Source organism: Vibrio rhodolitus, from assembly GCF_003350325.1.
GTDB lineage: Bacteria > Pseudomonadota > Gammaproteobacteria > Enterobacterales > Vibrionaceae > Vibrio > Vibrio rhodolitus.
Map to the genome: position 1 here is coordinate 69886 of NZ_QLYZ01000009.1, position 26739 is coordinate 96624.

A 26739-nucleotide genomic window follows, 5' to 3' on the forward strand; every position below is an offset into this window, starting at 1 on the left:
TGAGCATTCCCGAAACGAGGCATTAGCCGTGTGTTCCCGCATCTCGAAGCACTGCGTTTTACGTATTGAAGCTATATTGCAAAAGAACTCGGTCTGAATTAGCTCTCTCTCGAGGCTCAACTAGGCTGAGCTTTCCCGAAACGAATCATTAGCCGAGTTTTTCCACTTCCAGAAGCACTGCGTTTTACGTATTGAAGCTATATTGCAAAAGAACTCGGTCTGAATTAGCTCTTTCTCGAAGCTCAGCTAGGCTGAGCATTCTCGAAACGAGGCATTAGCCGAGTGTTCTCGCTTCCCGAAGCACTGCGTTTACGCAGTGCGTTCTCTTAATCTCTTCAAGATTCAAAGATTAACGATTCAAGGCAAAAATTGGCAGGGACAAATGCCAACGAATTGCGCCTAAACGGATGACTAAGGTAGAAATGACCCCAATCAAAAAGGCGGTGTCGTTACTGCATCCCATCGCCAGCGCACTGGTGTGGAATGCGCCGCCGATAATACATGCGGTAGCGTAAACTTCGCTTCTCAATACCATAGGGACTTCTCGGGCAAGGACATCACGGATAATACCGCCGCCACAGCCAGTGATGACGCCCATGATAATTGCCACTAACGCTGAGTCTTGAAACATCATCGCCTTTTCAACCCCGATGCCGACAAACACGGCTAACCCTACTGCGTCACAAACGGGCAAGATCCACCATGCGAGGCGTTTAGGTCTGCGAACAATCAGCATTGTTAGTAGACAAGTGACAAAGATAACCCAAAGATAGTTGGTGTCGGTTATCCAAAATACTGGTGTTGCACCAAGCGACATGTCACGAATCGTGCCGCCACCAATGGCGGTTACGCTGCCGAGTACGACAACCCCAAACGGGTCCATTTTCAGGCGCCCGGCCAGTAAAACCCCAGATATTGCAAAAATGGCAGTGCCAAAAAGGTCAATTATATAAATTAACAAGGAATCCATATTGTTCGGATCTCGATACTGATAAAAACTGTATTAGCTAGCAAATAAATATCACCGATAAAAATCGGCGCCGCATAGTACGAGATAACGGGCAAGACCGTTAACGCTTTTGTCTCACTGTTTCGAAGAGCTCACAAACTTGTTCAATCGCATGCAGCGTTCGTGGTGTTGGGCGATTTATCCAATCCGAATTTAGCGTCCAAACCTGCTCTTTTTGCAGTGCCTGAAGCTGCGCTTTCCATGGTTGCCACATGGTGGTGTTATCAATCGCATGGCGCGAGGTAAAAATCACTTCGGGATTAGCTAGGATTACCTGTTCGAGTCCAACTTGTGGGTAGGAGGCTGCACTATCAGCAAAGACATTTTCTCCCCCACAGAAGCTGAAGACTTCACTTGGCCAGTGTCCTTTGGCTACTGTGATGATCGGTTTTTCGCTAAGTTGATAGAAGTAACTGACCGGTTGCTCGGTTGCGTACTTCTGCTTCATATCCTTGAGCGCTTGACGAAAATCGCTGGCTGCTTGTTGACCTATGCTTGGGTCATCGGCGTATTGACTGAGTTCTTCAATATTGTTCGCGATATCTCGTAAGGAGGTTGCTTGGGAGTCGTAAAAAGTAAAGCCGAACTGGCGTAATTTGTCCAAGTCTTTGGCTGGATTACCAGATGGCCAAGCGATGATAAGGTCGGGCTGAAGAGTAATAATACGCTCTATGTTGATGCCCTGATAATTGGCGACTTTTTCCAGTTTTTGAGCAAACTCGGGGTAGTCACTGCGGTCGCTAACGGCTACAAGCTTGTCTCCTAAACCTGCCGCATAAGCAAGTTCGGTGGCTGATGGTGCAAGGCTAATGACTCGCTCAATCGTTTGCGCATATAGAGAAAAACTGGTGAAAGAAAGCAGTAAAGCTAATCGAAACATTACAATCCTTGGTAGATAGCACCCATGATGAGGCTTTGGAGGAAAACCCACAGCCATAAACGGCTAACCAGCAGTTTACGCAGTTGGGCAAAATGAAGTGCTGCTGGAGCGATACGACCGCCGAGTTTAGCGCGAACCGCTTTTTTACCGGCATAAATCGCTGGACCAACGAGAGAAAGCTCTAGTTTTGCACCACAGCAAATCAATAACCAAGCCGGGCCTGGTAGCGGATACGTTGCTGCTTGTTGTTTAAGCAGTGATAAAGCGGCACTGGCTCGGTTGCCCAACAAAATAAGCAAGGCAAAAAGGCGTAGCGGAACAACGTCGAGCACGGCGAGAATTTTAACTGCGGGTAAACCAAATGGCATAAATTGCTGGCGTGAAGGTGACCACGCGCGCGCCAGTTCCATTGCCATACGGTAGGTGAAGGCCGCTATGCCTCCGCCAATCGCATACCAAAACAGGACTGCCACCACGTTGCGTCCATATCCCATGATCAAAGTTTCACTTCCTGCTTTGCCAAGACCAAGCAAAGAGAGTGTCTCGGTTGAGCGGTTAACCAGTGGGGCGAGAAGCTTTTTGCCAGCAGTAGCGTTTTCATCGGCAAGTAACAGAGTAAACTGAGTTGCAAAAGTTTGGTTGTTGCGCCAATCCAGCGCGAGTAGCAAAAAAGCTAACTCATAGAGTTGTGGCTGCCAAACTAAGGTTTTTAGCGCCCAGAGGACGGCAAACATTGGCAGCATCATTAGTAGCCAAGCAAGCGTACCTGAGGTCAGACTTTGTGAGTAGTTACTTTGCGAGTTAACCTTGTTGGCTAACTGTTCTGCGAACTTGTGCCATAAGATGGCAGGATGGGCTTCGCGTGGGAAAGGAAGAACCCAATGACAAAGTAATGCGCCCCACATGACGAGGAGCGCACCGTTAGCAAATAGCTGATTAAAGAGTTCTTCCATGAGCGTTAAGCGATTATGCCTTTAGCAATTCAACCATTTTGATCACCATTTCTGATGAGCTTTGCGCAGCCAGTGGCAGGAACTCATCAAAGCTCATTGTTGCTTCTTTGTCTGCTACGTCAGAGATAGCGCGAACCACCACAAACGGCACTTTAAATTGGTGACAAGTTTGAGCAACTGCCGCTGCTTCCATTTCTACTGCAACAACAGAAGGGAAGTGCTTACGGATAAATGTTTGGCGCTCAGCGCTTGCTACGAATGCATCACCAGTACAAATTAGACCACGTACCGCGTGTTTGTCTGCCATTTGCGCTAGCGCTTGCTCTGCGATATCCATTAGTTTTGCATCTGCGATGAATGCCGCTGGCTGTTGTGCCATTTGACCGATTTCGTAGCCAAACGCGGTTACGTCAGCATCGTGGTGGCGAACTTCAGTCGAGATAACCACGTCACCTAGGTTTAGGCTTGAGTCAAAACCGCCAGCAGAACCTGTGTTGATCACCACGTCTGGTTGGTACTCATCTAGCAAAATAGTGGTACCTACTGCTGCCGAAACTTTACCGATACCTGATTGAAGTAGAACTACTTCAACGCCATTTAGTTGACCAGAGAAGAAAGTACAACCTGCTTTTGTCACTTCTTGGCAGTTGTCGATAGAGCCTTTAAGGATGGCAACTTCTTGTTCCATCGCACCGATGATACCGATTTTCATAGGGAATCCTGTTTATTCCAATAGCTAGCTTTTGATGGCGTAAGTGTACCAGAAACGGTGGGAATGGGAACGTTCAGCAAACGAAGCGAGCTGCGTTTGTGGAACGCACAGCAAGGCTGTGCTCACGGATGCGGGAATGCTCGGCTACGCCTCACTATGGGACGCTTGCTAAAGCTTCGCTTACGGAAATAGGGTGGGTGACGCTCACTGAGCTTTGATAATAGAGAATTGAGAAACAAGTGCGGCTAGTTGTCTTGTCGTATAAAAGCACAGCATTTACTTCCCGAAGTCCAGCGAGGCTGAGCGTTCTCGAAGCAAAGCTTTGTTTGTGGAACGCACAGCAAGGCTGTGCTCATGGATGCGGGAATGTTCGGCGGCGCCTCACTATGGGACGCTTGCTAAAGCTTCGCTTACGGAAATAGGGTAGGTGACGCTCACTGAGCTTTGATAATAGAGAATCGAGAAACAAGTGCGGCTAGTTGTCTTGTCGTATAAAAGTACAGCATTTACTTCCCAAAGCCCAGCGAGGCTGAGCGTTCTCGAAGCAAAGCTTGGCTTTGCGTTCCCACCTCTGTAGCGAAGCTCGCTTCGCGTTCTACAAAGCTGTTGCTTAACCTCTGTACATCCCCTATAATTCGCGCTCCTCGTACCGGCTGAATCAGAGATTGGCTGGTACAAATATTAACCTACTCTTATTAGGAGAGAATTATGTCTCTGAATGCAGAAACTAAAGCAGCAATCGTTGCAGATTACGCACGTGGCGAAGGCGACACTGGTTCACCAGAAGTACAAGTAGCACTACTAACTGCTTCTATCAACCACCTACAAGGTCACTTCAAAGCTCACAAAGGCGACCACCACAGCCGTCGTGGTCTACTACGCATGGTTTCTCGCCGTCGTAAGCTTCTAGACTACCTAAAAGGTAAAGATCTAGGTCGCTACCAAGACCTAATCGCTCGTCTAGGCCTACGTCGCTAATAGCGACTGCTTAGCAGTTTGTCAGAAAAGGGGCTTTATGCCCCTTTTTTGTTGCCCGTTACTTATTTTGGCTGCGATAGCTTAGCCAAATCCTACGAATGCCGTTATACTACGCACGGCTAAATCCCGTTTTGGGGTTTTCTCGATAGCTCACTGCATTACAGTCAACCACGTCGACCAAAAGGTCGCGACTATTAAAAGGGAACTCAAGCAAGTTTCTTTTCACTAGTCGCGATTCGTAATGCCTTGAGTATTAAACTACAAATCTGAGCTTTGCTTAGAAACAAGGATTAACAATGTTCGAAAAACCAGTTGTTAAAACGTTCCAGTACGGTAACCACACGGTTACTCTAGAAACTGGCGTTATCGCACGTCAAGCTACTGCAGCTGTTATGGTTACTATGGACGATACTGCGGTATTCGTTTCTGTAGTAGGTAAGAAAGAAGCGGTTGCAGGTCAAGACTTCTTCCCGCTAACAGTAAACTACCAAGAGCGTACATACGCAGCAGGTAAAATCCCTGGTGGTTTCTTCAAGCGTGAAGGTCGTCCTTCTGAAGGTGAAACGCTAACGGCTCGTCTAATCGACCGCCCAATTCGTCCTCTATTCCCAGAGGGTTTCACTAACGAAGTACAAGTTATCGCAACTGTAGTTTCTGTTAACCCAGACGTACAACCAGATATCCCAACAATGATTGGTACATCTGCAGCACTAGCAATCTCTGGTATTCCGTTCAACGGTCCTATCGGTGCAGCACGTGTTGGTCACATTGACGGTCAACTAGTACTAAACCCAAGCAACACTGAGCTAAACGCATCTCGTCTAGATCTAGTAGTTGCAGGTACTGAATCTGCAGTACTAATGGTTGAATCAGAAGCTGACAACCTAACTGAAGAAGAAATGCTATCTGCAGTTGTATTTGGTCACGACCAACAACAAGCTGTAATCAAAGCAATCAACGAATTCGCGGCAGAAGTTGCAACTCCTGCATGGAACTGGGTTGCTCCAGAAGCAAACACAGCTCTTAACGAAAAAGTAGCAGACCTAGCGGAAGCTAAACTAGTTGAAGCTTACCAAATCACTGAGAAAATGGCTCGTTACGACCGCATCCACGAGATTGCTGGTGAAGTAAACGCAGCAATTCTTGCTGAAGATCCAGAAGCAGATGCAAAAGAAATTCACACTATCTTCCACGATCTAGAGAAGACAGTTGTACGTCGCAGCATCATCGCTGGTAACCCACGTATCGATGGTCGTGAGAAAGACATGGTTCGTGCACTAGACGTACGTACTGGTGTTCTTCCACGTACTCACGGTTCTTCACTATTCACTCGTGGTGAAACTCAGGCGCTAGTAACAGCAACTCTAGGTACTCAACGTGATGCACAAATCATCGATGAGCTAACTGGTGAGAAGAAAGATTACTTCCTACTACACTACAACTTCCCTCCATACTGTGTAGGTGAAACTGGTTTTGTAGGTTCTCCTAAGCGTCGTGAAATCGGTCACGGTAAACTAGCGAAGCGTGGTATTGCTGCTGTAATGCCATCTATCGATGAGTTCCCATACACTGTACGTGTAGTATCAGAAATCACTGAATCTAACGGTTCATCTTCAATGGCTTCAGTATGTGGTACTTCTCTAGCGCTTATGGACGCTGGTGTGCCAATCAAGTCTTCTGTTGCGGGTATCGCAATGGGTCTTGTTAAAGAAGGCGATGACTTCGTAGTTCTTTCTGACATCCTTGGTGACGAAGACCACCTAGGTGACATGGACTTTAAAGTAGCAGGTACTCACACTGGTATCACTGCACTTCAAATGGACATCAAGATCGAAGGTATCACTAAAGAGATCATGCAAATTGCGCTTAACCAAGCTCAAGGCGCACGTAAGCACATCCTATCTGTAATGGATCAAGCTATCTCTGGTGCTCGTGACGATATCTCTGAATTCGCTCCTCGCATTCACACAATGAAGATCAGCGCAGAGAAGATCAAAGACGTTATCGGTAAAGGTGGTGCAGTTATCCGTGCTCTAACTGAAGAGACTGGTACTACTATCGAAATCGAAGATGACGGCACAATCAAGATCGCAGCAACTGAAGGTGCAGCGGCGAAAGAAGCTATCCGTCGTATCGAAGAGATCACTGCTGAAGTTGAAGTAGGTCGTATCTACACAGGTAAAGTTGCTCGTCTAGCTGACTTCGGTGCATTCGTAACTATCCTGCCAGGTAAAGACGGTCTAGTACACATTTCTCAAATCTCTGAGAAGCGTGTTGAGAAAGTGTCTGACTACCTAACTGAAGGTCAAGAAGTTCAAGTTAAAGTTCTTGAAATCGACCGTCAGGGCCGTGTACGTCTAAGCATGAAAGAAGCAGTTGAAAAGCCAGCAGAAGAAGCTGAAAAGCCAGCTGCTGACGCAGAGTAATTGCCCATCCTATTAGCCTAGTCGGCTAAAAGCATGCTATAAAGGGAGCTGTGAGCTCCCTTTTTTTATGCGTAATTCATATCCAGTCAAACGCGAGTTTGCTCAACTGGATGCGACATTTCTAGGGCTTAACTCATATAAGTAGGTAACAGGAGTATGTATTTGTGAAATGGTTTCAAACCGTAACGCTTGGCTTAAGCATGTTGATTGCCACTGGCTGCGCATCAACTGCGGACAAGCAACAGTGGTTCTATCCGCCGATGGCGGTACCTTTGCAAGCGAGTATGCAGCAAGAGGTACAAATTGCGCGTTTGTCTCAATTACTTCTACGTCCGAATCTTTCTGAAGAGTTGCGCGCTAAAATGCTCTACGAGCGTGGTAATTATTATGACAGTGTTGGTCTGCGTGATTTAGCACGCTTAGATTACACGCAATCTTTGCAGATCAACCCGGCACAGTCGGATCTCTTCAACTTACTTGGCGTCTATTACACCCAAGTGGGTGAGTTTGATGCCGCATACGAAGCATTTGATTCAACTATAGATCTTGATCCGGCTAACTCGTTTGCTGTGCGTAACCGAGCGATTGCACTCTATTATGGTGAGCGTTTTGACCTTGCGCTGGAAGATATTGAAGCGCATTACGCAGAAGACCCGAGTGACCCATTTAGAGCCCTGTGGCGTTATTTAATTAAGTTAGAACTAGAGCCACAAGCGGCAAGACAAGAGCTGCTTAAGCTTTACCAAGCTCGTGATAATCAATGGGGCTGGGTATTAGTGGCGCTGACGTTAGATGAAGTGTCTGAAGAGCAAACCTTTAAGGCGATCTTTGCAGGTACTCGTGACAATACCGTGCTTGCTCAGCGACTAACAGAAGCCTATTTCTACCTAGGTAAGCGCTACCAGCATCAAGGTGACTTCGCTAGCGCGATCTCAATGTATAAGTTGGCGATTTCGTTTAACGTCTTTGAATATGTTGAGCACCGCTACTCTTTCCTTGAGTTAACGCGCATCTTTAATGAAGTGAAAGCTGAGCAACTTGCCAAGGCGAAACTAGAACAAGCACAACAACCACAAGCACAGCAGTAATAGCTTAGCGTGTTTGCACCTCAGAATTTATAAACCACCTACGGGTGGTTTTTTATTGCACAGTTTTTGAAAATCACTAAAATAGTTAGCCTTGCTAACTAATGGGATCTTAGGATGCATTTGGAAGAGAGTTTGATGGACTTAGAACGCTTTTGTTCTAAAGCTTGGCGACAGCATGGTGATGATGATCCTATGTGTCAGCTGAGTTTTAATGAGTTCGACTACTTGAAGGTGATTGAGCAGTATCCACAAGGCGTGCGCATTACCGATTTGGCGCAAGAGTTATATGTGACGAAACCTTCTGCCTCAAATATGGTGACACGTTTGGCGAAGAAAAACTTAGTTCGCACTGTCGCCTGTAGTGAAGACGCACGTGCTAAGCGAGTGGTCCTGACTGATTGGGTGATCAAAAACATGTCATTTGAGCGAGTTGTTTACCAACAGATCGCGACCGATTTAAACGCTCAATTGAGCGCAGAAGAAGCTGAGCAATTAGTGCAATTGCTTAATAAAGCACTGAAAAAATAAAAATTTATCTATTTAGTTAGCCATGCTAACTAGTGTCTCCGGGCACACTTTCTTGGTGAGAAGATGCAAGTATCTATATATAAACAGTTTTGGCGTTATGCCATTCCAACTGTGGCAGCTATGTTGGTTAACGGTCTTTATCAGGTCGTTGACGGGATCTTTATTGGTCGCTATGTCGGGGCTGAAGGGCTGGCGGGGATCAACGTTGCTTGGCCTGTGATTGGCTCCATTCTTGGCATTGGTATGCTGGTGGGCGTGGGTACAGGTGCACTGGCATCAATCAAACAAGGCGAGGGTAATCAGACTGGCGCACGAGCAACTTTGGCGACTGGTTTACTGCTATTACTGGCTTTGGCGCCTGTGGTATCGTTTGTTTTGTATATGTTTGCCGATAGTTTCTTATTATGGCAAGGCGCTGAAGGGCGTGTACTTGAGCTTGGCTCGCAGTACCTGCATATTCTGATTTTTGCCTGTGTATTTTCACTCGGCTCCATTGCTGCCCCATTTTTACTGCGCAATGATGATAGCCCTAATCTAGCGACACTGTTAATGGTGGTTGGTGCTGTGGTAAACATCATTCTTGACTATGTGTTTATCGCGCACTTAGGTTGGGAGTTGCAAGGTGCGGCTATTGCGACTGCTATTGCGCAGATGGTAGTGACGATATTGGGTGTCGGTTACTTCTTCTCAAGCAAAGCGAAAATGCGTTTGAGTGTGGCTGACTTGCGAATTCAGTTCAGTGAAGTGCCACAAATTGCTGCTATCGGTGTTTCAAGCTTCTTTATGTACGCTTACGGCTCAATGATGGTGGCGCTGCATAACAGCTTGTTTGCCGAATACGGCAGCTCGGTCTTGATCGGAGCATACGCGATTTTGGGTTACATCGTGACGGTTTACTACCTAGTAGTGGAAGGCTTTGCTAACGGCATGCAGCCGCTAGTAAGTTATAACCATGGCGCGCGTAACCAAGACAATATCCGTAAACTACTGGGCGTGGCGATGGGCAGTGCGGTGTTTGGTGGTTTGGCGTTTGTTATTTTGCTCAACCTATTCCCGCGTGAATTTGTGTCAGTGTTTAACTCAAGTGATGCCAACTTGATGGACAATGCGGTGATTGGTATTCGCCTACATATGTTTGCCATGTTCTTAGATGGCTTCTTAGTGGTGGCTGGTGCTTATTACCAATCGATCAACAAGGGTAGCAAAGCGATGTTTGTCACTGTGGGTAACATGGTTATTCAATTGCCGTTCTTGTTTATTATGCCAAAACTAATGGGCGTACCGGGTATTTGGATTGCTTACCCATTATCGAATGTGGCATTGAGTTTGGTGGTGGCTTGGATGCTATGGCGCGACGTGAAGCGTATGATTTTGCCACCGACGCAACCAATGGCGCCTTTGGCGAGCTGATCTTTGGCTGAAAATAAATTAAGACAACCAATGAAAAAGCCAACCGTCAGGTTGGCTTTTATCTAATAAGAACAACGGATTAAGATTTAATTTCAAGACCCGCTAGACGATGCCAGTAGCCATTGCATTGGCGATCGGCAATCTTAATCGGGTTTTGACCTTGCTCGTTGGCACGGAAACGATCCAGCTCTGAGAAGGTATCTAAACCAAGTGGGCTGAGGCGAACGACATCAACCAAACCTTCCATGCTTGGGAGATCGTTGATCAGGTTGTAGCAGTAACCCGACTGAGTTTGGATGCCGTTAAGGTTAAACACTTCTTGACCTTCTTGGCTGCTTACTTGAATACCGGTTGGGTATTTAATACAGCAAGTTTCGCAGTCGTCCTTGGCTTTGTTTTCTGCGCGCGCAGTAAAGCAGCGTGCTGAGTAAGCCAATGGTAGGTAGCCATGGCTAAACACTTCCACTTCAAACTTATCGCGAATACCCAGAGTCTCACACTGCGTCATGACGTTACTTAGCCATTCACGAGAAAGCTCGACAGGCATACACCAACGCACCATGCCTTGTTTTAAAAACAGGTTTAGGGTGTGAGCGTTGTAAGTGTTGATCGCCGGACCAACCACGAAAGGTACTTTGTTTTCAAACGCAAGTTGCACGCCCGACACATCGTTAGCTTCAATGGTGAAGTCGCCATTGTCGATGTACTTTTTCATTATGTTGACTTCGCTTGGCGCTTCAAGCAGAGCCATGGTTGAAAGCACCACTTGTTTGCCTGAGTCTGCTAAGTCTTTCGCGATCTCAAACCAATGAGCTGGTTTCATTTCGCGGCGTTTTGAACAGACGGTTTCACCTAAATAGATAATATCGGCTGAGCTTTGTTTTGCTTGTTGGTAAAAGCTTTCTACATCTTGTTTTGGCCAAAAGTAGAGAAGTGGACCAAGTGCGTATTTCATCAATTTCTTCCTAAACTTTTATTGCCATTTACGATGGTAAGCACCAAGCGTGGTTTGTGTGCCTTCTGAAACGTTCGCCAGAGCAGCATCCCATGCGGCATCAACATGATAGGCTTCTGGGTTAGCTTGGTAACGATCAATTGCAGCACGCCAAGTACGCGTCACTTGCTCAACATAGGCTGGGCTGCGTTGGCGACCTTCAATCTTCACCGATGCCACATTGGCAGCAAATAATTCCGGCAGCAAAGAGAGGGTGTTTAGGCTAGTTGGCTCTTCAAGTGCATGGTAGCGTTTCGCTTCGCCTTCAATGTCTGCAATAAAGCGACCTTTACACAGAGTAGGGTAACCGGTGTTTTCCCCTTCACTGTAGCGGTCGATTAGGATGTCGTTGAGGCGCGTTTCAAGACCTTGCGGAGTCTCTTGCCAGCGTACGTATTTGGCTGGTGAACAAGCACCAACGGTGTTTGGCGACTCGCCTGTCATGTAAGACGATAGGTAGCAGCGACCTTCAGACATGATGCACAGGCTACCAAAGGCAAATACTTCCAACTCAACATCGCTAGTCATGTTACGTGACAGCTGTTTTACTTGGTGGATTGAAAGGACGCGCGGCAGTACTACACGTTTAACGTTGAAGTTGTTTTTGTAGAAATCAATCGCAGCAACGTTGGTCGCAGAAGCTTGCACAGAAAGGTGAAGCTCTAAATCTGGGTATTTGCGTGATGCATATTCCAATACCGCGATATCCGCGACGATTAGCGCATCTACGCCTACATCGGCAGCGCGGTCAACGGCGTTGGTCCAACGTTCAAAGCCATCAGGGTGCGCAAAAGTGTTTAGCGCAACGTGGATCTTTTTATTGTGGTCGTGCACATATTGCACCGCTTTATCCAGTTTTTTACCAGTAAAGTTCAGACCAGCAAAGTGGCGCGCATTGGTATCATCTTTGAAGCCGATGTACACCGCATCAGCACCGCAATCAATAGCGGTTTTTAACGCAGGTAAATTACCTGCAGGGCATAGGAGTTCCATTGCTTACAAAATTCTATTACTTCTGTGATTGCCCGCATTTTATGAAGAATTGTGAACGGCGAATTTGATGTAAGGCAGGTTTAGGTGAGTTAACCAGCAAAGGATGTTGAATTTTGCGCGATTGGGTGAGTGATCAGTTCTTGTGACGACGGTTTTGCACAAATAGCTCTTCGACTTCATGTTTAGGCTGCGGACGATGGAAGTGGAAGCCTTGGATCGAATTACAGTTCAGATTGGAAAGCAGAGTCGCTTGTTGCTGCGTTTCCACCCCTTCTGCAACCACGCTTAGGTTGAGCGATTTCCCCAGATTGATAATGTTTTCAATCACGGTGACTTGCTTTGGCAAAGTATCAATTTCGTTGATAAACGCACGGTCGATTTTTAGCTCGTCCAATGGGAAGCGAGCTAGATAAGCCAGCGAGGAATAGCCAGTACCAAAGTCATCAATTGACAAGGCAAAGCCAAGCCTTTTGATGGCATTGAGCATTTGCAAGGTGTGCTCACTGTCGCTCATTACCGCACTTTCGGTCAGCTCAAAGGTAATGCAACTAGGGTCCAAATCAGTGGTGCGCAGCAGTTTTTCCATGTAATCGATTAACTGCGGATTACCAAATTGCTCAGGCGAAAGGTTAATCGCCACGCGCCCTGGTAGGATACCTTGAACTTTCCAACGTTTTACCGTGCTAAAAACTTCGCGCATTACCACGCGACCGAGGTTTTCAATCAACCCCGCTTTTTCCGCAACAGGAATAAATGCCCCCGGGCTGATGTAGCCTTCAACCGGGTGTTTCCAGCGCACCAAGGCTTCCGCGCCATTGATACTAAAATCACGAGCATTGACCTTAGGTTGATACCACACTTCGAGACCATTTTGTTGCAGCGCTTTTTGTAACTCAATCTCGAGCCACAAACGCATGCGCGCTTCTTTGTTCATCTGATCGTTAAACTTGATCAAACGATTACGTCCACGCTCTTTGGCTTCATACATCGCAGTGTCGGCATTTTGCAGCAGGATACGCGCATCATTACCATCACCTGGGTAGTTAACGCTGCCGATAGAGCAGGCTAAGCGCTTGCTAAAGTGGTGTAAGTCAAAAGGTTGGTTGATCAGCGATATAATGCGTTCTGAGAGGTTTTCCGCCATACGCGCGTTATCTGGTTCTGGTAAAATCAAACCAAATTCATCACCGCCCAAATGACCGAGTACGGCTTGCTGTGGCAGCAGACGTTTAAGGCGCGATGAGACCTCTTTGATCACCTTGTCACCGATGTGATGCCCAAGCGAGTCATTGATGTTTTTGAAGTTATCAATGTCGAGATACAGCATCACCAGCGGGGTTTCATTTTTGATCAACTGCTCAAGTCGCTTGGTAAAGCCAAAGCGGTTGTATGCCCCTGTCAAAGAATCAATATGGCTGTCATCATGCTTGTTGTGGCTGATCTTTTTTGGTGCTTGGTCTGCATCTTGAATCAAGACAAGTTGAGACTCACTGCCAAGGTTGGTTGCTTTTGTTGCTTGTAGCAGCACTTTGCGTTCAAAGCCGCAACGGGGACCGGTTAGACAGTGGATAGGGGTATCGTGGAGCAGTTGGCACAATTTATTGTTGAAGACAGTTTTACTATTCTCATCAATAAACAGTCGGGTTAATTCCTCACCGAGTAGGTCATTGCTGCTGTCAAATCCCAATAGACGTACAGCCGATGGGTTAGCAGAAATAATGCAGTCGTTCTCGACTAACAATAGTCCATCAGGGAGCAGTTGAGCCAGTGAGGTAAATTTTCGCTCGGACTCTTCTAAAGAGCGTACCAGCAGTTGTTTTTCTGAGGTATCAACCGCGTGAAAAGCGACATAATGAACTTGGTTGTCGTATTGGACTGGAGAAAAGGTGCAAGAGAGGCTGGTTTCAATGTCGAGATGCAGCAGTGATACTTCGGTTTCTAGGTACTGACCTTCAAACGCCAGATCGTAGTATGGCTTAAGTTGCTGATACAACTGCTGTCCGAGAATGGCACTGTCATTCATGCCCGCTAGTTCTTCAACGCTCAGCCCAGAGATATCGCAATAGCGATCATTCACCATCACATAATTGTGTTGGCTATCGATAATGGCTGAGAAAAAAGGTCCCTTAGCCGTAATTTGTTGAAACCAATGCTGAAGTTGTTGCGGTGGCATTAAAAGGTTACCAATTCTCCAATGATAGAAACTAAGTGCGAGTGCATTAAGGCTTGGGTTCTAATATAACTTTGATCTCAAAGATATGAAAGAGTTACGACCATGTAGCCAATTTATTGATGCACAACAGATCTTGCAACTGCGTGTTCTATTATCATCCTTACATCATTTACAAAGTACCGGATAACCTGCGTGATTAACAAGATTCGCACTCAATTAGTTCAAAATGCAGCATCAATTTTGCGATCTCCAGTCCAACTCTTGCCGCAAACTGTTCAAAAAAAAGCCTTGCTTGACGGGCTTAAGTTGGTATTTAAAGAAGCTTTAGAAGATGGTGACTTTGAGTTCCTTGAGGACAAATGGCTAAAAGTTGAAATCAAAGATATGAAACTAGCTTGGTACATCAGCTATCAAGACGAAAAGCTGGTTGTTGCGGATAGCCCAGTCACTGAAGATGTTTCTTTTAGCGGTAATCTTAACGACTTAGTGTTAATTGCAGGACGTAAAGAAGATCCTGATACACTGTTTTTCCAACGTCGTCTGTCAATCGAAGGTGACACTGAGTTAGGCTTGGAAGTGAAAAACTTAATGGATAGCGTCGATCTCGAATTGCTACCAAAACCGATGCAAATTTTGCTTAATCAACTAGCTGACTTCGTGCATAAAGGCGTACAATCGCCGGTAATGCAAAAAGAGGTAGCACATGCTTATACGAACTGAAGCACCAGCAGATATTCTGGTTATTGATCGTTTGCTGAAAGAGACGTTTCCTACTGAAGCGGAAGCAAACTTAGTGATGTCACTGAGAGAAAACGGCAAGCTGACGTTGTCGCTGGTGGCATGCAATGATGATGGCGAAGTTGTCGGTCACGCGATGTTTAGCCCTGTCACCCTAGAAGGTGAAGATCTTAATTGGCAAGGCTTAGCACCTGTTGCTGTTCACAGTGATTATCGTAAGCAAGGCATCGCTGAAAGCATGGTTCGTGAAGGGCTAGAGTCACTGCGTGATTTTGGTTACCCAGCATGTGTGGTGCTAGGCGATCCTGCTTATTACTCGCGCTTTGGGTTTAGTGCGGCTGAGCAACATAATTTCCGTTGCCAATGGGATGTACCAGCGGGTGCATTTCAAGTGCTAACCATTGCCGACAATGAATTTGCTGAGCGCAGCGGCTTAATTGAATACAGCCCTGAATTTGCTAACGTGTAAACGCGCAAATTTGGCGATAGAAAGGGGCTTCGGTCCCTTTTTTGTTGTGTGAAGAATTGTGGTAGCATTAGCGCCCCATTTTTAGAGAACCGCACTTATGCAAACAGATCCGATGGCATACCTATCCGAGATGGGTATCGACCAGTATCAATTGATGCACGCGCAGCGTTTGTCTGGCTATCAAGCCGCGCCAATTCGCTTGCCGTCTGATTGTCGTTTATTGTTGGTTTCTCCTGCTCTGCCACATGGTAGCCAAGCTGAGTTTTTGCAGCGAGTACTGAAAAGCATGCAGTTAACGCTTGAGCAAGTTCGCCATATCTATCCGCAGCAATTAGCGCAACTCGAGCATAGTGCTGAGTGGGTATGGTTTGCAGGCTGTCCAAGTTCTCAACAAGCTGGCAAAGTGCTTACCTCCCCGCTGTTGAGTGATATTGATGGCAATAACGAGCAGCGCAAAGCGTTGTGGCAACAAATCTGTTCCTACTCCTAGATTATTATGACATTACAATTTCTTTCGCTGGCAACTGAGCATCTCGATGATGTTTGGGCAATCGAGCAGCAGGCGCACAGCCATCCTTGGGCAGAATCGATGATCCGTGACTTAAACAGTCGTGGTGCCGCGCACCATGTTTTGCTTGAGAGCAATCAGGTCGTTGGCTACTTCTATGCACAAAATATCGTTGGTGAGGTGACGTTGCTGAATATCGCTATTGCGCCGCAACACCAAAGTAAAGGTTACGGTAAAGCCTTGTTAGAGCACTTTATTGAAGTGTGTGAAAATGCCCAAGCAGAAAGTGCCTGGCTAGAAGTGCGTGAGAGCAACCACAAAGCGTTTTCTCTTTATGAATCCGCCGGTTTTAATGAAGTGGATCGCCGCAAAAACTATTATCCAACCGCCAGCGGTAACGAAGATGCGATTATCATGAGTTATTTATTCCTTTTCTGATTTGCCCCGCAAAGGAATATAAGCGAAAATACCGCGCAAAATTGAATCAAATCCCGTTTGTTTAGAGTTTAAACAAGCATCCAGACAGAAAAGAAGACCAGTTTCATGTCAACGACACCATTTATTGGCGAAGTTTCTAAACGTAGAACGTTCGCAATTATCTCGCACCCGGATGCGGGTAAAACCACCATTACCGAAAAAGTTTTGTTATTCGGAAACGCGATCCAGAAAGCGGGTACAGTTAAAGGTCGTGGCTCTAACCAGCACGCGAAATCTGACTGGATGGAGATGGAAAAAGAACGTGGTATCTCGGTTACTACGTCTGTGATGCAGTTCCCATACAATAACTGCCTAGTTAACCTGCTCGATACACCGGGACACGAAGACTTCTCGGAAGATACTTACCGTACTCTAACCGCAGTAGACTCATGTCTAATGGTTATCGACGCGGCGAAAGGTGTCGAGGATCGTACTCGTAAACTGATGGAAGTTACTCGTCTACGTGACACACCTATTGTTACCTTTATGAACAAACTTGACCGTGACGTTCGTGATCCAATGGAAGTATTGGATGAGGTAGAAAACGAACTAGGTATGATGTGTGCGCCAATCACATGGCCAATCGGCTGTGGTAAAGAGTTTAAAGGCGTTTACCACATCCACCGTGATGAAACGATTCTGTATGAATCAGGTCATGGTCACGAGATCCAAGAAGTACGTATCGTTAAAGGTCTTGATAACCCAGAACTTGATGAGAAAGTGGGTGCGGATCTAGCAGCAAGTGTACGTGAAGAACTTGAGCTAGTAATGGGCGCATGTCCTGAGTTCGATCTAGAGATGTTCTTAACTGGTGAACTAACGCCAGTTTACTTCGGTACCGCACTAGGTAACTTTGGTGTTGACCATATGCTAGACGGTCTGACTGAGTGGGCGCCAATGCCAAAAACTCGTCAAGCGGTTGAGCGTGATGTTGAAGCGACTGAAGACAAGTTCACTGGTTTCGTATTTAAGATCCAAGCGAACATGGATCCAAAACACCGTGACCGTATCGCATTTATGCGTATCGTATCGGGTACTTACACGCAAGGCATGAAGATGAACCACGTTCGTCTTGGCAAGCAAGTGAGTATCTCAGATGCGGTAACCTTTATGGCAGGTGACCGTTCTCGCGCAGAGCACGCGTACGCAGGTGATATTATCGGTCTACACAACCACGGAACAATTCAAATTGGTGATACTTTCACGCAAGGTGAAGCACTGAAGTTCTCAGGTATTCCAAACTTTGCACCAGAGCTGTTCCGTCGAATTCGCCTAAGAGATCCACTGAAGCAGAAGCAGCTACTAAAAGGTCTAGTACAGCTTTCTGAAGAAGGTGCAGTACAGGTATTCCGTCCGCTGCAAAACAACGATCTTATCGTTGGTGCGGTCGGTGTTCTACAGTTCGACGTAGTTGTGGCTCGCTTGAAGTCAGAATACAACGTAGAAGCTATCTACGAAGGTGTAAACGTAGCAACCGCTCGTTGGGTTGAGTGTGGCGACGGTAAGAAACTGGACGAGTTCCAACGTAAGAACCAAGCAAACCTAGCGCTAGATGGTGGTGATAACCTAACGTACATCGCGCCAACGATGGTGAACTTGAACTTAGCGCAAGAGCGTCATCCGGATGTTCAGTTCCGTGCGACTCGCGAACACTAATATTCGTCATATTTGAAGCTCTAGCTGCGTTAACGTCACAAATCCGCCCCAGTCACATAGTTTACTATGCTCCCGGGTGCGGATTTGCTTGTTGCCTTGCTACAGTTTCAACTATTTAGAATATTGTTATGTTCTACATGAAGCTGTTGATGCTGATGAATGAACTTGTCGTCTTGTTCTAACACCAACTACTTTGAATATGGATTGGTGGGAAAGTTAGCTGCCTAACCACAACGGCTAATATTTAGAATATTGATGGATACAAAAATACCGCCCTCGAGGCGGTATTTTTTTGCGAACGCATCGCGCTAGCGATGCTTATGGATGCGGGAACGCATTGTTTGACAATGCTACGGATCTGAGGAAAATCTTCCGTCTTCCGTCTTCCGTCTTCCGTAAGCGCAGCGTTCCATTTTCCGTAAGAAAAAGGCTGATGTTTTCACATCAGCCTCTCTATTATCTCAAAGCGTAGCGCTCTCAGTTCTAAAAGCGCAGCGTTCTCAATTACTTCTTCTTCGAAGTTTTCTTTTTCACTTTCGCTTTTGTTGCCGACTTTTTCTTGTCGTCTTTTTTCTTTTTCTTGAACACAGGTTTTTTGTGTGCAGGACGCATCTCTTTGATGAAACGCTCTTTGATGTCTTCTTTCACGTAGCGTGCTACGCGATCCATCATTTGTTGGTCGTGCGCTTCAACAATCGAGATCGCTGAGCCTTTTTTACCTGCGCGAGCAGTACGACCGATACGGTGTAGGTAGACATCGGCACTGCGTGGCATGTCGTAGTTAATCACGTGGCTGACGTCTGGTAAGTCGATACCACGCGCAGCAACGTCAGTTGCAAGTAGTACGTTTACTGTGCCATCGCGGAAACGCGCAATTGCGTTGTTACGGCGATCTTGTGGCATTTCACCTTGAATCCATGCACAAGGGATTTGCGCTTTTTCAAGCTCAGTGCGCAGTTCTGCAAGACGCTCACGAGTTTTCAAGAACACGATAGAGCGCTCTGCTTGTTCAGTGATGATCTTTTTCAATAGCGCCAGTTTGTGTTCTGCATTGTCAGCACGGTGGTACCACTGAGTGATCTTTTTACGTTCGCTACGAGATGGCTCTGCATCGATTTCTGCCGGATCTTTCAGTAGATCAGCGGTAAAACCTTCAACCCCTTTACCCTCAAGCGTTGCTGAGAATAGTAGAGTTTGTTTACGCCAGCGACACTCTTGCGATAGGCGGTCTACCGTAGGACCAAAGCCCATATCCAGCATGCGGTCTGCTTCATCGAGGATCAGCCATTCGATCGCGCGGCAGTCAAAACGTTCCGCTTGAATGTACTCCATTAGACGACCCGGAGTTGCCACCACGATGTCTTGTGTTGTTGCAAGAATATCGGCGTGTTCTTGGTACTGCACACCACCAGTGATAGTGAAAATGTTCAGCTTGGTGTTTTTCGCTAGTGCGCGCGCTTGGTCAGCAACTTGCATCGCTAGTTCACGTGTTGGAGTCAAGATAAGCACACGTGCAGGCCCTGGCTTACGGCGCGGGAAATCTTGCAGGTATTGCAGAGCTGGCAGAACAAATGCGGCTGTTTTACCAGTACCTGTTGGCGCAGAAGCTAGGATATCTCGACCATCAAGAGCTTGAGGGATCGCTTGCGCTTGTACTTGCGTTGGACGTTTAAAGCCCATTTCTTCGATAGCACTAAGCAGGTTTGGATCTAAATCGAGTTCTGCAAAATTTTTGATCACAGTGAGTTCTCCGCAAGCCTTTCGGCGAGATTAACAATAGATGAGAGGCAGACAAAATACTTAGTCTCAGCGGACTAAGTCAAAAATTAGACCGCATAGTATAGTTGTATTGGTGATTAGGATCACACCTTATTTCTACATCTTTAAATAAAAGTCTTTGGTTAAGGCAATAAAATCTTCGCTATAGCCCTGTGTATCTCGAATTGTCAGCTGTTGATATTCGGTTTGGCACGCTTGCAAGCTTAGCTCAATCAGCAGACGATTCTCCGCTTTTTGTTCGGTTGGTTTGACTCGGCACAGACGTGACAGCGACCAGCCTTGTTGTTGAGCAAGCTGAATAAATGCTTCGCCTTCTACTACGGGCAGAATAAAACTCGCGCGTCCCTGAGCTGAGATTAAAGCTTTACAACGTGTTAGCAGGGCTAAATGGCTCAGGCTATCGGTATGGCGAGCGGTAGCACGCTGCTGGGTTTTAGATTGTTCACCACTATTGAAATAGGGTGGATTACAAACAATGACATCCAATGGCACAGGGTAGGTGACGGCGTTGATATCACTGAGCTCTATATGGATACGTTCTGCCCAAGGCGAATTGGCGGCGTTAATTTGCGCGGTTACTGCTGCGCTTTCTTCAATATCAAGCGCCCAAATGGTGGCGTTGGCTTGACGCTGAGCGCACATCAGAGCCAGTAAGCCGGTCCCGGTACCAATATCCAATATATGAGCAGCATTACTGAGGTGGCACCACGCCCCTAGCAGCACGCCATCGGTGCTGACTGGCATGCCACATTCGCCACCTTCTATGCTGAATTGCTTGAAGCTAAAGCCTTTAGTTTTATGAATTTTATTGTTCATTAAATATCCGGTTAAACTTTATAAAGATAGTGATTATTACTGTTGTATCTAAATTGTATAAAACATTGCTCTAAATATGATTGCTATTGTTAATAATTTAATTGGTCTTAAGTTCTGATATTTTATTTAAAAGTAGTGTTATTAACTGGTTTTGATCTTGTGCGATAAATTTATATGGTGTTTTTCGCTTTGCTGTTGCGAATAGTTGAGTATTTGGTCATTATTCGGATCTAAATTAAATAGCTCAGAGAGTGATCTTGCTCATCTGAACAGACACAACATCAATCATCAGTACAAAGGGTAATTCTGTGAAGCAGTCGTTAAAATTAACAGATATCACAGCGTTAGGCTTCATGCTTTTCGCCTTCTTCTTAGGTGCCGGTAACATCATCTTCCCACCACTTGCAGGTCAGCTTGCTGGTGAGAACGTGCTGCCAGCTATGTTTGGTTTCTTATTAACAGCAGTAGGTCTTCCTCTTGTAACCATTATTGCTATTGCTGTTGCTGGTGGCTCATGGGAAAAGCTAACCAAAGATCTGCCAGTAAAAGCGGCAACCATCATGGCCGTTTTGATTTTCATCATCATCGGTCCTGCATTTGCCGCGCCTCGTACTGGCCTAGTGGCGTACGAGATGGCTGTGAAGCCTTTCTTTGCTCATGCTGAACAGATTCACCTGACTATTTTCTCAATTGCTTTCTTTGCTGTAGCAATGTTCTTTGCATGGTCACAAGGTAAATTGATCGACATCATCGGTAAGGTGTTAACGCCAGTACTATTTATTGGTCTGATTGTGCTTGCTGGTGCTGTATTCTTCTTCCCTCAAGGTGATATCGTGGCGGCACAAGGTGAGTACTTAACGCACCCACTACAAAAAGGTTTCCTTGAAGGTTACAACACCATGGATACGTTTGGTTCACTGATGTTTGGCGTACTGATTGTTGACGCACTACGTGGTAAAGGCATCACAGAGCATAAGCCAACGACTAAGTACCTGATTTGTGCCGGTCTTATCGCAGCAGCAGGTTTAGCATTTGTTTACGTATCACTGTTCTACTTAGGTGCGACAAGCTCAACTATCGCTGCAGGTGCAGATAACGGTGGTGTGATCCTAAGCCAGTATGTACAAGCGCTGTTTGGTTCTTACGGTCAAATCGTACTGACTATCATTGTATTGCTAGCGTGTTTGACTACGGCGATCGGTCTTATCTCGGCATGTTCTGACTACTTCAGCTCACTAACTAAACTATCATACAAGCAGTGGGTAGTGATTAACGGTGCAGCCTGTGCATTCGTTGCCAATGTCGGTCTAGCTCAGCTAATCGCGCTGTCTGTTCCAGTGCTATTTGCTCTATACCCAGTGGCGATTGCGCTAGTGGTACTAACTTTCCTACGCAACAAACTGCCTAACCCACGTATCGCTTACCGTGCGGTTATCTTAGTGTCTCTTGTGTTTGCATTGATTGATGCTGCGAAAGTGGCGGGCGTAGATGTTTCAGCGTTTAACTTCCTACCTCTGTTTGATGTAGGCATGGGTTGGCTACTACCGACTGCTGCAGCGATGGTTTGCGTATTTTTTGTTGGTAAGTCTAGCCAGCCAACTTTGGTTGAAGATGCTGCATAATGTAAGCTAACTGACTGATAACAATCCCTCGTGATGCTTAGCGTGACGGGGGATTTTTTTATTCGAGCCCTTCTCGTTTAGTGACAAAAAAATTCCTGTATCTCCGTCACACTTTTCAGTACAATTCTGCGGTTAAATTCTACTCATAAATATTGAGCAAGCATGTTTGAAATCAATCCAATTAAAAACCGTCTACAGGATGTGTCTTCGCGCACAACAGTCCTGAGGGGGTATCTTTGACTATGACGCTAAACAAGAGCGTCTAGAAGAAGTAAACGCAGAACTAGAACAACCTGATGTATGGAACGAACCTGAGCGTGCTCAAGCGCTAGGTAAAGAACGTGCATCTTTAGAAGCGGTTGTTGAAACGATCGATCAACTAGAGCAAGGCGTGGAAGACGTTGAAGGTCTTTTAGAGCTTGCAGTTGAAGAAGAAGATCAAGAAACGTTTGACGAAATTGAACCAGAGCTCGCAGAGCTAGAAGACAAGCTGGCTAAGCTTGAATTCCGCCGCATGTTTTCAGGTGATCACGATGCGTCTGATTGCTACATCGACTTGCAAGCAGGTTCAGGTGGTACAGAAGCGCAAGACTGGACCAATATGCTACTTCGTATGTACCTACGTTGGGCTGAAGCGAAAGGCTTTAAGACCGAGGTTATCGAAGTCTCTGAAGGTGAAGTTGCGGGTCTTAAAGGTGCAACGGTTAAGATCTCTGGCGAGTACGCTTATGGCTGGTTACGCACTGAGACTGGTGTTCACCGTCTAGTACGTAAATCACCATTTGACTCAAGTGGTCGTCGTCATACGTCATTCTCATCTGCGTTTGTTTACCCAGAGATTGATGACAATATTGCTATCGATATTAACCCAGCTGATCTTCGTATCGACGTTTACCGCGCTTCTGGTGCGGGTGGTCAGCACGTTAACACCACTGAATCTGCGGTTCGTATTACTCACGTACCAACCAATACAGTAGTACAGTGTCAGAACGACCGTTCTCAGCATAAAAACAAAGATCAAGCAATGAAGCAGCTACGTGCAAAACTGTTTGAACTGGAAATGCAAAAGCAAAACGCTGAGAAGCAAGCGAACGAAGATGCTAAGTCTGACATCGGTTGGGGTAGCCAGATCCGTTCTTACGTTCTGGATGACTCACGTATTAAAGATTTACGTACTGGTGTTGAGAACCGTAATACTCAAGCGGTTCTTGATGGCGATCTAGATAAATTTATTGAAGCTAGCCTGAAATCAGGTCTATAGCTTTTCACCGACAAAAAACAGGATACATCGAAAATGACTGATGCTGTTCAAAACGAAACTGTACAAGAAGCTTCTGCACAAGAAGAAAATAAGCTAATTGCTGAACGTCGCGCGAAACTGGATGCAATCCGTCAAAGCTGCAAAGCAAACGGACACCCAAATGACTTCCGTCGTGATGCGATTGCAGGCGACCTACAAGAAGAGTTCGGTGAAAAGACTAAGGAAGAATTAGAAGCGCTTAACCACGTAGTTGCAATTGCAGGTCGTGTAATGGCTAAGCGTGGTCCATTCCTACTACTGCAAGAAACTTCTGGCAGCATTCAAGCTTACGCAGACAAAGAAGTACAAAAAGTACTGAAAGACAAATACCACGGCCTAGATATCGGTGACATCATCGGTGTGAAAGGTACGCTGCATAAGTCTGGTAAAGGCGATCTATACGTAAACATGGACGAGTACGAGTTGCTAACTAAAGCGCTGCGTCCACTGCCTGAAAAATTCCACGGTCTAACTGACCAAGAGATGCGTTACCGCCAACGTTACGTTGACCTAATCGTTAACGAAGATTCTCGTAACGCGTTTAAAGTACGCTCTAAGCTAGTATCTGCGATTCGTCGTTTTATGGAGTCTAAGAGCTTCATGGAAGTTGAAACGCCAATGATGCAAGTGATCCCTGGTGGTGCATCTGCACGTCCATTCATCACTCACCACAACGCACTGGATCAACAAATGTTCCTACGTATCGCTCCTGAGCTATACCTGAAGCGTCTAGTGGTTGGTGGTTTTGAGCGTGTATTCGAAATCAACCGTAACTTCCGTAACGAAGGTCTATCTCCTCGTCACAACCCAGAATTCACAATGATTGAATTCTACATGGCTTACGCTGACTACAAAGATCTAATGGATCTAACTGAAGAGATGCTAAGCACTGTAGCTCTAGAGGTACTAGGTGCAACTTCAATGCCTTACGGTGACCAAATGGTTGAGTTTGGTGGTCAATACGCACGTATGACGATGCTTGAAGCGATCAAACACTACAACCCAGAGCACGAAGTTATCCAAGCGCTAACGGAAGAAGGCGTTCAAGATCGTGACCTAATGGTGTCTATCGCCAAATCTCTAGACATCTACGTAGAGAAATTCTGGACTTGTGGTCAGCTGCTTGAAGAGATCTTCGGTGAAACAGCTGAGCCAAAACTGATTCAGCCTACTTTCATCACTGGCTACCCAGCGGACATCTCTCCACTAGCTCGCCGTAGCGATGACAACCCGTTCTTTACTGACCGTTTCGAGTTCTTTATCGGTGGTCGTGAAGTGGCGAATGGCTTCTCTGAGCTTAACGATGCAGAAGACCAAGACAACCGCTTTAAAGCACAGGTTGACGCGAAAGATGCAGGTGATGACGAAGCAATGTTCTACGATGCAGACTACATCACTGCACTAGAGCACGGTCTACCGCCAACAGCGGGTCAAGGTATTGGTATCGACCGTCTAGCGATGCTATTTACTAACACGCACACGATTCGTGACGTGATCCTGTTCCCTGCAATGCGCCCTCAAGCGCAATAAGCGGTCAGAACATAATAGAAAGCCACCTTTGGGTGGCTTTTTAGTTTCTGTCCGTTACCATTCTCACTTCTCACTTCTCACTTCTCACTTCTCACTTCTCACTTCTCACTTCTCACTTCTCACTTCTCACTTCTTTCAATCACAAATAACTAGATGTGTATGGTCGATTCTTAGGCAATTCTTCTACTCATATCGCAGAAAAACTTTCCCCATTGCTCAAATAGTGTCTAGTCTTAAAAGTGAGACAGATTATTAAAGCAAGCTCTTATAGTGTAGCGCCTTTATTGATGCGTTTTCTTTGGCACAAATAAGTATAAATAAGGATATAGCTTAATGGGTAGTCAATTCCGTATGGACTCAGTCCCGGGTTCACTAGTCGTAGTCGGTGGTAGCTACGAGCCATGGCTTTCCGTACTTGAGCAGGTGGGGTGGCGTTGTACTCAGTGCGCAGACTTGCGTAAAGCAAACACGCTGTTTGCTGAGACGGGACCATGTATTGGCGTTGTGGATCTTAGCCATGACGAGTTTAGTTTAAATGGTATTGCGAACTTGGTAAGCACCCACAAACAAGTTCGCTGGATTGCCTTTATTCGCGAGTCACAGCTTAGCTCAGATACGATTTGCCAGTTTATCGTCAACTTCTGTATCGACTTTTTCACAGCACCAATTCCAGATGCACAACTGCTCAGCACCATTGGGCATCAGCTCGGTATGCTCAAATTGGAGAAAAAAGTTTGGCCGCACTATGGCAATAATAGTGATATGGGCTTGATGGGTGACTCGATTCCGATGAAGCGCCTACGTGACCAAATCAAGCGTATCGCACCGACCGATGTTAGCATTTTGATTTACGGTGAAAGTGGTTCAGGCAAAGAGACCGTCGCGCGTGCAGTACATAAAACCTCTTCCCGTGCCCATAAAGAATTTATCTCCGTCAATTGTCGTGCCCTTTCTGAGCGCCGGATTGAGAGTGAAGTATTTGGTATTAATCAAGAAAACGACGAATCGCCGTCACTGCTTGAATTGGCCGATGGTGGCACATTGTTACTTAACGATATTCTAACCTTACCAAAGTCTCAGCAGCTTAACCTATTGCGCTTTTTACAAGAAGGCACAGTCGATACCGCCAATGGCATCAAGGAAGTGGATGTACGTATCTTGGCGGCAAACTCCGCCGATATTGAGAAAGCTTTGATCGATGGGGACTTTAATGAAGATCTTTATCATTACATCAATGTTTTGCGCATCAAAGTGCCGAGCTTAAAAGAGCGCGCTGGTGATATTGGTATTTTGGCTCGCCATTTTCTGTTGGATTACTCGCGTGAGTTTAACGCGCAAGCGCGCAGTTTTACTGAAGAAGCGGTGCGAGCATTAACGCGCTACCATTGGCCGGGCAATGTTCGTGAGCTGATGAATCAGATCAAGCGCGTGGTGCTGATGTCTGACAGCGTGATGTTAGATGAAGCTGACCTCGATATTCCCAAGCACAGTGATGGTAAACGCAGCCTTAAGAGCATTCGTGAACGTAGTGAGCGTGATGCGTTGCTGTTGGTACTAGAGTCTCATTCTGGGCAAGTCTCGATGGCGGCGAAAGAGTTAGGTGTCTCGCGCGCAACCATGTATCGTTTGCTCAATAAGCATAATCTTATTACCGATTCTGCTATTTAAATTACTCTTAAAACTACGCCAAGCCATGACGG

The 26739-nt window shown here is 46.1% G+C and carries 23 protein-coding genes; 14 read left to right on the plus strand and 9 right to left on the minus strand.

Annotated features, from left to right (window positions below; genetic code table 11):
* Nucleotides 1-349: 349 nt before the first annotated feature.
* The 4 genes from DPF93_RS10525 to mtnN all read right to left on the minus strand — a co-directional run bounded on the left by DPF93_RS10525 (nucleotide 350) and on the right by mtnN (nucleotide 3554).
* Complete coding sequence (locus tag DPF93_RS10525; protein ID WP_114766130.1) at nucleotides 350-970, minus strand: TRIC cation channel family protein; 621 nt, start codon at nucleotides 968-970, stop codon at nucleotides 350-352.
* 100 nt (nucleotides 971-1070) lie between these two features.
* The gene (gene btuF, locus DPF93_RS10530) at nucleotides 1071-1889 is read right to left on the minus strand and encodes a vitamin B12 ABC transporter substrate-binding protein BtuF (RefSeq protein ID WP_114766131.1); all 819 of its coding nucleotides are present in this window, start codon (nucleotides 1887-1889) and stop codon (nucleotides 1071-1073) included.
* The gene (locus DPF93_RS10535) at nucleotides 1889-2842 is read right to left on the minus strand and encodes a cobalamin biosynthesis family protein (RefSeq protein WP_114766132.1); all 954 of its coding nucleotides are present in this window, start codon (nucleotides 2840-2842) and stop codon (nucleotides 1889-1891) included. The genes btuF and DPF93_RS10535 overlap by 1 nt, the downstream gene beginning before the upstream one ends.
* A 13-nt stretch (nucleotides 2843-2855) precedes the next feature.
* Nucleotides 2856-3554: a 5'-methylthioadenosine/S-adenosylhomocysteine nucleosidase gene (gene mtnN / locus DPF93_RS10540; RefSeq protein ID WP_114766133.1), complete on the minus strand. Its 699-nt coding sequence runs from the start codon at nucleotides 3552-3554 to the stop codon at nucleotides 2856-2858.
* Nucleotides 3555-4262: 708 nt separating this feature from the next.
* Between mtnN and rpsO the strand changes: the two genes are divergently transcribed.
* From rpsO to DPF93_RS10565, 5 genes are all read left to right on the plus strand, one after another.
* The gene (rpsO, locus tag DPF93_RS10545; protein WP_075651391.1) at nucleotides 4263-4532 is read left to right on the plus strand and encodes a 30S ribosomal protein S15; all 270 of its coding nucleotides are present in this window, start codon (nucleotides 4263-4265) and stop codon (nucleotides 4530-4532) included.
* Nucleotides 4533-4828: 296 nt separating this feature from the next.
* A complete protein-coding gene (gene pnp, locus DPF93_RS10550; RefSeq protein WP_114766134.1) occupies nucleotides 4829-6958 on the plus strand; it encodes a polyribonucleotide nucleotidyltransferase in 2130 nt (709 codons plus the stop codon).
* A 164-nt stretch (nucleotides 6959-7122) separates the two neighbouring features.
* The gene (nlpI, locus tag DPF93_RS10555) at nucleotides 7123-8046 is read left to right on the plus strand and encodes a lipoprotein NlpI (RefSeq protein ID WP_114766135.1); all 924 of its coding nucleotides are present in this window, start codon (nucleotides 7123-7125) and stop codon (nucleotides 8044-8046) included.
* A 114-nt stretch (nucleotides 8047-8160) separates the two neighbouring features.
* Entirely contained in the window at nucleotides 8161-8574 is a 414-nt protein-coding gene (locus DPF93_RS10560) for a MarR family winged helix-turn-helix transcriptional regulator (protein ID WP_114766136.1), read from the plus strand.
* Between the two features lie 63 nt (nucleotides 8575-8637).
* Nucleotides 8638-9984 (plus strand): MATE family efflux transporter, encoded by a 1347-nt coding sequence (locus tag DPF93_RS10565; protein WP_114766137.1) that lies wholly within the window; start codon nucleotides 8638-8640, stop codon nucleotides 9982-9984.
* A 79-nt stretch (nucleotides 9985-10063) separates the two neighbouring features.
* Here the strand turns inward: DPF93_RS10565 and DPF93_RS10570 are convergent, their stop codons facing one another.
* From DPF93_RS10570 to DPF93_RS10580, 3 genes are all read right to left on the minus strand, one after another.
* Nucleotides 10064-10939: a U32 family peptidase gene (locus DPF93_RS10570; protein ID WP_114766138.1), complete on the minus strand. Its 876-nt coding sequence runs from the start codon at nucleotides 10937-10939 to the stop codon at nucleotides 10064-10066.
* Between the two features lie 18 nt (nucleotides 10940-10957).
* The gene (gene ubiU, locus DPF93_RS10575) at nucleotides 10958-11971 is read right to left on the minus strand and encodes a ubiquinone anaerobic biosynthesis protein UbiU (protein WP_114766139.1); all 1014 of its coding nucleotides are present in this window, start codon (nucleotides 11969-11971) and stop codon (nucleotides 10958-10960) included.
* Nucleotides 11972-12104: 133 nt separating this feature from the next.
* Nucleotides 12105-14144 carry a sensor domain-containing protein gene (locus tag DPF93_RS10580; RefSeq protein ID WP_114766140.1) on the minus strand — a complete coding sequence of 680 codons (2040 nt, stop codon included), beginning with the start codon at nucleotides 14142-14144 and terminating at the stop codon, nucleotides 12105-12107.
* 192 nt (nucleotides 14145-14336) lie between these two features.
* Between DPF93_RS10580 and ubiT the strand changes: the two genes are divergently transcribed.
* The 5 genes from ubiT (at nucleotide 14337) to prfC (ending at nucleotide 17992) form a co-directional block, all read left to right on the plus strand.
* Complete coding sequence (gene ubiT, locus DPF93_RS10585; protein WP_114766141.1) at nucleotides 14337-14864, plus strand: ubiquinone anaerobic biosynthesis accessory factor UbiT; 528 nt, start codon at nucleotides 14337-14339, stop codon at nucleotides 14862-14864.
* Nucleotides 14848-15351, plus strand: a complete 504-nt coding sequence (locus DPF93_RS10590) for a GNAT family N-acetyltransferase (protein WP_114766142.1) — start codon at nucleotides 14848-14850, stop codon at nucleotides 15349-15351. Before ubiT ends, DPF93_RS10590 begins: the two co-directional genes overlap by 17 nt.
* Before the next feature lie 97 nt (nucleotides 15352-15448).
* Nucleotides 15449-15841 carry a DNA polymerase III subunit psi gene (locus DPF93_RS10595; RefSeq protein ID WP_114766143.1) on the plus strand — a complete coding sequence of 131 codons (393 nt, stop codon included), beginning with the start codon at nucleotides 15449-15451 and terminating at the stop codon, nucleotides 15839-15841.
* Between the two features lie 6 nt (nucleotides 15842-15847).
* Complete coding sequence (gene rimI / locus DPF93_RS10600) at nucleotides 15848-16297, plus strand: ribosomal protein S18-alanine N-acetyltransferase (RefSeq protein ID WP_114766144.1); 450 nt, start codon at nucleotides 15848-15850, stop codon at nucleotides 16295-16297.
* Between the two features lie 105 nt (nucleotides 16298-16402).
* Nucleotides 16403-17992 carry a peptide chain release factor 3 gene (gene prfC, locus DPF93_RS10605; protein ID WP_075651419.1) on the plus strand — a complete coding sequence of 530 codons (1590 nt, stop codon included), beginning with the start codon at nucleotides 16403-16405 and terminating at the stop codon, nucleotides 17990-17992.
* Between the two features lie 504 nt (nucleotides 17993-18496).
* Here the strand turns inward: prfC and srmB are convergent.
* Together srmB and DPF93_RS10615 are read right to left on the minus strand one after the other, a co-directional pair.
* Entirely contained in the window at nucleotides 18497-19732 is a 1236-nt protein-coding gene (gene srmB, locus DPF93_RS10610) for an ATP-dependent RNA helicase SrmB (protein WP_075711077.1), read from the minus strand.
* A gap of 135 nt (nucleotides 19733-19867) precedes the next feature.
* On the minus strand, nucleotides 19868-20587 hold the full coding sequence (locus DPF93_RS10615; RefSeq protein WP_114766145.1) for a tRNA1(Val) (adenine(37)-N6)-methyltransferase: 720 nt from the start codon (nucleotides 20585-20587) through the stop codon (nucleotides 19868-19870).
* A gap of 308 nt (nucleotides 20588-20895) precedes the next feature.
* Here DPF93_RS10615 and brnQ point away from each other — a divergent pair, with 308 nt between their 5' ends.
* The 4 genes from brnQ to vpsR all read left to right on the plus strand — a co-directional run bounded on the left by brnQ (nucleotide 20896) and on the right by vpsR (nucleotide 26707).
* Nucleotides 20896-22209: a branched-chain amino acid transport system II carrier protein gene (gene brnQ / locus DPF93_RS10620; RefSeq protein ID WP_114766146.1), complete on the plus strand. Its 1314-nt coding sequence runs from the start codon at nucleotides 20896-20898 to the stop codon at nucleotides 22207-22209.
* Nucleotides 22210-22371: 162 nt separating this feature from the next.
* Nucleotides 22372-23470 (plus strand): peptide chain release factor 2 gene (prfB, locus tag DPF93_RS10625; RefSeq protein ID WP_114766147.1). Its coding sequence is split into 2 segments (ribosomal slippage): nucleotides 22372-22446 and nucleotides 22448-23470, totalling 1098 coding nucleotides; the frame shifts between segments, so codons are not numbered across the junction.
* A 33-nt stretch (nucleotides 23471-23503) separates the two neighbouring features.
* Nucleotides 23504-25039: a lysine--tRNA ligase gene (gene lysS / locus DPF93_RS10630; RefSeq protein ID WP_114766148.1), complete on the plus strand. Its 1536-nt coding sequence runs from the start codon at nucleotides 23504-23506 to the stop codon at nucleotides 25037-25039.
* Between the two features lie 333 nt (nucleotides 25040-25372).
* Nucleotides 25373-26707: a cyclic-di-GMP-binding transcriptional regulator VpsR gene (gene vpsR, locus DPF93_RS10635; RefSeq protein WP_114766149.1), complete on the plus strand. Its 1335-nt coding sequence runs from the start codon at nucleotides 25373-25375 to the stop codon at nucleotides 26705-26707.
* Nucleotides 26708-26739 lie beyond the last annotated feature (32 nt).